The sequence below is a fragment of the Acidithiobacillus sp. TH-A35 genome (assembly GCF_057473505.1).
Genome location: NZ_JBYCKR010000259.1, coordinates 1 through 5,629 on the forward strand (window position 1 = coordinate 1; position 5,629 = coordinate 5,629).

Sequence of the window (5,629 nt, forward strand, 5' to 3'; positions counted from 1 at the left end):
GCGACCCAGCTACCTGTCGCCAACGACTGGCCCGCTATGCCCGGGCCGGGGTGAATCGCCTGATTTTGGCCGTGGGTGCCGGGATGGTCCCCAGCCAAATCACCCAGCGCTCGTTGCGCTTGCTCGCCGACGAGGTGTTGCCTGCTCTGCGCGGTCCTTACCCCCACTGATGCAGGTGCTGGTCACTGGCGCGGCGGGACATACGGCGGCAGCTCTGCTTCCCGCCCTGCTCGCCCGGCCCGATATCCACCGGGTCATCGCACTGGATCGTCGGGCACCCGCAATGCAGCATCCACACCTGCATTACCTGCCTTTGGACATCTGCGATCCGCGGCTTGTCGAGCACCTGAGCGGCGTGGATTGTGTCATCCATCTCGCCTTTATAGTGCTGAGTCCGCGCCTCGGGCCGCAACGGCGCTGGCGTGAGGAGATGCGCCGGATTAACCTCGATGGCAGTCAGCATCTGTTCCGTGCGGCGGCAAATGCCGGTGTACCGCAAGTCATCTATTCCAGCAGTGTGGCGGCTTATGGCGCCTGGCCGGACAACCCGGTTCCCATTGCCGAAAGCCAGCCTTGTCGGCCTGTGCCGGGGTTCGCCTATAGTGAAGACAAGGCTGCACTGGAGCAATGGCTGGATGTGTTCACGACCAGCCAGAAGAAAACCGTTGTTTCCCGCCTGCGCCTGCACGCCATTATCGGCTCTCATGGGCAGGCCTTGGTGAATGAGATTGCGACGAGCCCTTACGGACTACGTCTACTCAACCCGGACTTGCCCATCCAGTGCCTCCACCAAGACGATGCGGTCACCGCGCTGCTTGCAGCACTAAGTTATGGACAGGGTGGTATCTTCAATATTGCGGCACCCGATCCCATCCCCTGGTCCAGCATTCCCCGCCGCTGGCAGCTACCACTTTCCCCCAGGCAACTGCACCGGGTACATACCTGGCTACGCCCTTTTAGTACTGGCCTCGGCGATCCCGGCTGGCTGCAAGTGCTGGAAAACCCACTGATTGTCGATATTACCCACGCCCAAAAGGCACTCGGGTGGCGTCCCCGTTATGATGTACGCCGCAGCGTCGCCCAGGTGCGCGATACTGGTGGGCAGAGTCCAATACGCCCTTGGAGCGGCTGAGCGTCCGTGGCAGAATGGCTCATGAACTTCGCTCAACGTGTCCCCGCGCCGGCTCAGATTCAGCGTCATCATGATGCTTTGGTCAATCGGCTCAGCCAGCACAGCGGTAACTATCGGGACCCCGTCCAGACGGTTCCGTGGGAGAGCCTCGACGCGGAAACGGCCTGGCTCCCAGAAGAATTGCTATCACTGTACGGATTGCCCGAATATGTGCAATTGAGCCCAGAGGAACGCATTCGCCTCTCCCAAGTCGAGTTCGTCTCTTTCTGCGAGCTGGGGCTGTGGCTGGAGGCGCTGTTCATCCAACGCCTGGGCGCAAACTCGCTCCAGGAGATGTACCGCGACCCGGTCAGCTATCACTATCAGCTTCATGAACTGCGGGAGGAGGTGGGGCACAGCCTCATGTTTCTGGAATTACAGCGACGTTCGCAACGCCCATTTATGACCCCGTTGAGCGCCCGCCCGCCCTTGGCGCGTCTTTTCGCTCGCTACGCGCCCGAGGGCTCGGCCGCTTTTTGGGCAACCATCCTTATCGGCGAGAATGTACCGGATCGCATGAACCGCCTGATCTTCGCCCACAAAGAACTACCCGCTGCCGTGCTGGCTATCACGCATGTTCACATGCGCGAAGAAGCGCGCCATATGGCCTTCGCCCGCACCACCATTCAGATGCGCAGCCAAGCCATGAACCGTGTGAAAAAACACCTGATCAGTCCGGTTTTGCGCGAGGTTTTCCGCCAGTTTCTGCGGACCTGCTTCTTTCCATCCGAACAGGTCTATGCGGCGGCCGGGTTGAGCGATCCACGAATCTGGGCAAGGCGCGCGCGCCACAACCCACATCGTATTCATCTTATGAATCAGTGTGCAGCACCCAGTCGCGATTTTCTGCGTACGCAAGGCTTTGCCTTGTGAACGGCCGTTTCCTGTTATAGTTAGAAAGTTATGGAGAATAAAATGCGATTCCATCCTGGAACTATCCTCGCTTCCCCCGACGCGCAAGCCATCTTCGAATCTGGAAAAATTGATCCGCAGGAACTGCTCCGTCATCACGTCTTGGGCGAGTGGGATGAGGCTATGGAAGAAGACTTAATTGAAGCCAGTGAAAAGGCCATTCGCGACGGCGGGGCGGTCGTTAGTACCTGGCAGGTAAGCGGGTATACAATCTGGATTCGTACCGATGCTGGTCGGGAAACCACTATTATTGACGTTCCACTCGACTCCTGAGGTGTGCCATGGCGGTATTGCAGATTGCGACCCAGCCCTTTGCCGATCAACGCCCCGGCACCTCGGGGCTGCGTAAAAAGGTCAAGGTGTTCCAGCAGCCGCACTATCTCGAAAATTTTGTTCAATCCATCTTCAATGCCATTCCTGATCGCGCCGGGGAAACCCTTGTTCTTGGTGGCGACGGACGTTTTTATAACCGTGAAGCCATACAGATCATCCTCCGGATGGCTGCAGCGAATGGCTGGGGCAAAGTCATTGTCGGACGGGGCGGACTCTTCTCCACACCCGCCGTCTCTACAGTCATCCGCGCGCGGAGTGCTCACGGCGGCATTATCCTCAGCGCCTCCCATAATGCCGGGGGGCCTGACCACGACTTTGGCATCAAGTACAATACGGCCAACGGCGGACCCGCGCCGGAAAAGATCACCGATGCCATCTGGGCTGCCAGTAAATCCATCCAGGGTTATCAGATTCTGGAGAGCGCGGATGTCGATATCGACCATGACGCGAAGTTTTTGCTGGGTGAGATGCAGGTAGAAGTCTGCGACCCGGTAGCCGAGTATGCAGAACTGATGGCCCGCATTTTTGATTTTGACGCGCTGGGACGGCTCTTGCAGGGGACTTTCCGGATGCGTTTTGACGCGATGCACGCCATTACCGGTCCCTATGCCCACGAGATTTTTGAAAAGCGTCTGGGGGCACCGGTGGGCACAGTGGTTAATGGTATCCCGCTCACGGATTTTGGGGGTGGCCATCCCGATCCGAATCTGGTCTATGCCAAGCCCCTGGCCGACGAACTCTTCGCGGAGAACGCACCCGACTTTGGCGCCGCATCCGATGGAGATGGCGACCGCAACATGATCCTGGGACGCCATTTTTTTGTGACACCCAGCGATTCGCTGGCGGTGCTCGCAGCCCATGCCACCGCGATCCCCGCCTACCGCCAGGGCCTCAAAGGTATCGCCCGCTCCATGCCCACCAGCCAGGCCGCGGATGTGGTCGCGGAAGCCCTGGGTATTGCTCACTATGAAACGCCCACCGGCTGGAAATTCTTTGGCAATCTGCTGGATGCGGGCAAAATCACCTTTTGTGGCGAGGAAAGTTTCGGCACCGGGTCGGACCATATCCGTGAAAAGGACGGACTCTGGGCGATACTGGCCTGGCTCTCAGTGATCGCGCATACGGGCCAATCCGTGGCCGACATCGTCACCCAGCATTGGCAGCGGTTTGGGCGTCATTACTACACGCGTCATGATTACGAGGGACTTCAGGTGGAAACGGGCGAGCAGATCATGCAGAGCATTACCGCCCAATTGCCAGTGCTCCCCGGTCAGACTTTAGCGGAACGTCAGATCCTGACCGCCGATGATTTTGCCTATGCGGACCCCATCGACGGCAGTGTCAGTGCGCATCAGGGCCTGCGCCTGCTCTTTGCCGACGGTGCCCGGGTGATATTCCGCCTGTCGGGCACGGGAACCGAAGGCGCCACCTTGCGTATTTATCACGAGCATCTGGAGAAGGACCCGCAGCGCCAGCAGCAGGACCCGCAGCGCGCCTTGCGCGAACTGATTCAGCTCGGCAGGAATCTCACACGAATAGAAACCCTCACGGGTCGCAAGGCCCCCACTGTTATCACCTGATAAAGGAGTCCGATCATGATGAATTATGAAAACGATAGCGATAATGGCATTGGCTACAGCGCCCTGGGGATCGCCTTGCTGGCAGGTGCAGTAGCAGGTGCGGTCACCGCCTTGCTCTTTGCCCCACAAACGGGCGATCGCACCCGCGAACAATTGCGGCATCAGGCCAATCGCGCCTGGGATCGCGTCGTTGCCTCGCGCGAGCGGATAAATGAACGGGTTGAGGAACTGCTCGACACCATCGCCATTTATAGCGAGGAACTGGTGCAGAAGGGCAAGGAGCTCAGCGACAGGGAGCGCCAACGCCTGAATGATGGTATTGGTCTTGCGCGTGGGGAGCTGGACCGTTTGCGGCACCGTCTTTCTCGTTTAGATTGACCGCGGCGGTGGGAGCGGCTATCCTCTGCGGCGACGGGGCGTAGCGCAGCTTGGTAGCGCGCCTGCTTTGGGAGCAGGATGTCGTAGGTTCGAATCCTATCGCCCCGACCAATCAATCAACAGCTTAGGCCACTTCTTTGAGGTGGCCTTTTCTACAACCCGCTTTCTTTCTACAACTCCGCCGAGAGGCTTGACGGTCTGCGTGTCTCTGGCGCGCACATAGACCTCTGTCATCGACCCGTCAGCATGGCCCGCAAGCGCTTGCGCATAGTCACGCCCAGCGGTTCTATTCGCGTCAGTGAGCGATTTGGCGCGGATATCATGGAAGTGGGCATCCTCCACACTAGCCCTGACACAAAGACGCTTCCAGGCCCATAGAGAACCATTTTCGCTGTATGGCTGCAGAGCTTCGACACACTGGACGACGCGTAGCCGATGAGCGACGAGGAACCCATCAGTCGTTATATCCTGCATAATCCTTCGGGTAGGGGTGTCAAGTTATTGTTATAATTCAGTATATTGAATGACTTAAGCCAGCCTGGCACCTCACCAGCAGGCATAGGTTTAGAGAAGAGATAGCCCTGCATGGCATGACAATCCAGTGTCTTCAGCAGCTGTAAATGGCCGACGGTTTCCACTCCCTCCGCGACCACTTCGAGACCCAGCATATTGGCCGTTGTTGTAATACCGGCAACAATAGCGAAGTCCCGCGGATCATTGAGGATATCCCGCACGAAGCTCTGATCCACCTTGATCGTTTGAGCTGGCAGTTTCTGCAAGTAGCTCAGAGAGGCACTACCGGTGCCAAAGTCATCCAAAGCAATGCGCAGACCCAAGTTATTGCAGGCTCGCAGGGTCTCCTGCGCCGTGGGGAAATCCAGCATGGGGGCAGTTTCCGTGACTTCGATCTCGCACATCTCAGGCGCGAGGTCAGGGTGCGCTGCCAGGGCAGCACGCATATCATTTAGAAACTCCGGATCCAGTAGATGGCGAGCACTGATGTTCATAGACATCCGTAATGGAAACCCATCGCGATGCCACTGTTCTCCCTGAGTAAGCACAGCATCAAGTACAAAACAGCCAATGCGCCGGGCCAGACGCGGATGATCCAGGGCGTTCGCAAATGCAGCAGGGCCAAGAATCCCGCGCTGCGGATGCACCATACGGATCAAGGCTTCAAAGCCGATCACTCCCTGGCAGGGCGCAATCCCTTGGCCGGGTGCCGACCCGTCGCGGGTCGACACCACCGGCTGGT

The 5,629-nt window shown here is 58.4% G+C and carries 7 protein-coding genes and 1 tRNA gene; 6 read left to right on the plus strand and 2 right to left on the minus strand.

Translation table 11 applies throughout. The features are described from left to right. The first annotated feature begins 169 nt into the window (after positions 1 to 169). The 6 genes from AC2VNK_RS08585 (at position 170) to AC2VNK_RS08610 (ending at position 4,485) form a co-directional block, all read left to right on the plus strand. Positions 170 to 1,132, plus strand: coding sequence for an NAD-dependent epimerase/dehydratase family protein (locus tag AC2VNK_RS08585; RefSeq protein ID WP_486883469.1), 963 nt, complete (start codon positions 170 to 172; stop codon positions 1,130 to 1,132). A gap of 6 nt (positions 1,133 to 1,138) precedes the next feature. Further along, the gene (locus tag AC2VNK_RS08590; RefSeq protein ID WP_486883470.1) at positions 1,139 to 2,044 is read left to right on the plus strand and encodes a diiron oxygenase; all 906 of its coding nucleotides are present in this window, start codon (positions 1,139 to 1,141) and stop codon (positions 2,042 to 2,044) included. 42 nt (positions 2,045 to 2,086) lie between these two features. Further along, on the plus strand, positions 2,087 to 2,356 hold the full coding sequence (locus AC2VNK_RS08595; RefSeq protein WP_486883471.1) for a hypothetical protein: 270 nt from the start codon (positions 2,087 to 2,089) through the stop codon (positions 2,354 to 2,356). An 8-nt stretch (positions 2,357 to 2,364) separates the two neighbouring features. Continuing rightward, positions 2,365 to 3,996: an alpha-D-glucose phosphate-specific phosphoglucomutase gene (locus tag AC2VNK_RS08600; RefSeq protein ID WP_486883472.1), complete on the plus strand. Its 1,632-nt coding sequence runs from the start codon at positions 2,365 to 2,367 to the stop codon at positions 3,994 to 3,996. A gap of 15 nt (positions 3,997 to 4,011) precedes the next feature. After that, entirely contained in the window at positions 4,012 to 4,374 is a 363-nt protein-coding gene (locus AC2VNK_RS08605; protein ID WP_486883473.1) for a YtxH domain-containing protein, read from the plus strand. Positions 4,375 to 4,408: 34 nt separating this feature from the next. Continuing rightward, positions 4,409 to 4,485, plus strand: a tRNA-Pro gene (locus AC2VNK_RS08610). Here the strand turns inward: AC2VNK_RS08610 and AC2VNK_RS08615 are convergent. Continuing rightward, entirely contained in the window at positions 4,471 to 4,848 is a 378-nt protein-coding gene (locus AC2VNK_RS08615) for a tyrosine-type recombinase/integrase (protein ID WP_291523181.1), read from the minus strand. The genes AC2VNK_RS08610 and AC2VNK_RS08615 overlap by 15 nt on opposite strands. After that, positions 4,836 to 5,629 (minus strand): EAL domain-containing protein (locus tag AC2VNK_RS08620; protein WP_486883474.1); only part of this gene is annotated, 794 nt, incomplete at its 5' end. The genes AC2VNK_RS08615 and AC2VNK_RS08620, both read right to left, overlap by 13 nt.

Bases quoted from the DNA above. Each gene is read 5' to 3' on its own strand.
- AC2VNK_RS08605 (WP_486883473.1), top strand. From the start codon at position 4,012: ATGATGAATTATGAAAACGATAGCGATAATGGCATTGGCTACAGCGCC.
- AC2VNK_RS08615 (WP_291523181.1), bottom strand. From the start codon at position 4,848: ATGCAGGATATAACGACTGATGGGTTCCTCGTCGCTCATCGGCTACGC.
- AC2VNK_RS08600 (WP_486883472.1), top strand. From the start codon at position 2,365: ATGGCGGTATTGCAGATTGCGACCCAGCCCTTTGCCGATCAACGCCCC.
- AC2VNK_RS08585 (WP_486883469.1), top strand. From the start codon at position 170: ATGCAGGTGCTGGTCACTGGCGCGGCGGGACATACGGCGGCAGCTCTG.
- AC2VNK_RS08595 (WP_486883471.1), top strand. From the start codon at position 2,087: ATGCGATTCCATCCTGGAACTATCCTCGCTTCCCCCGACGCGCAAGCC.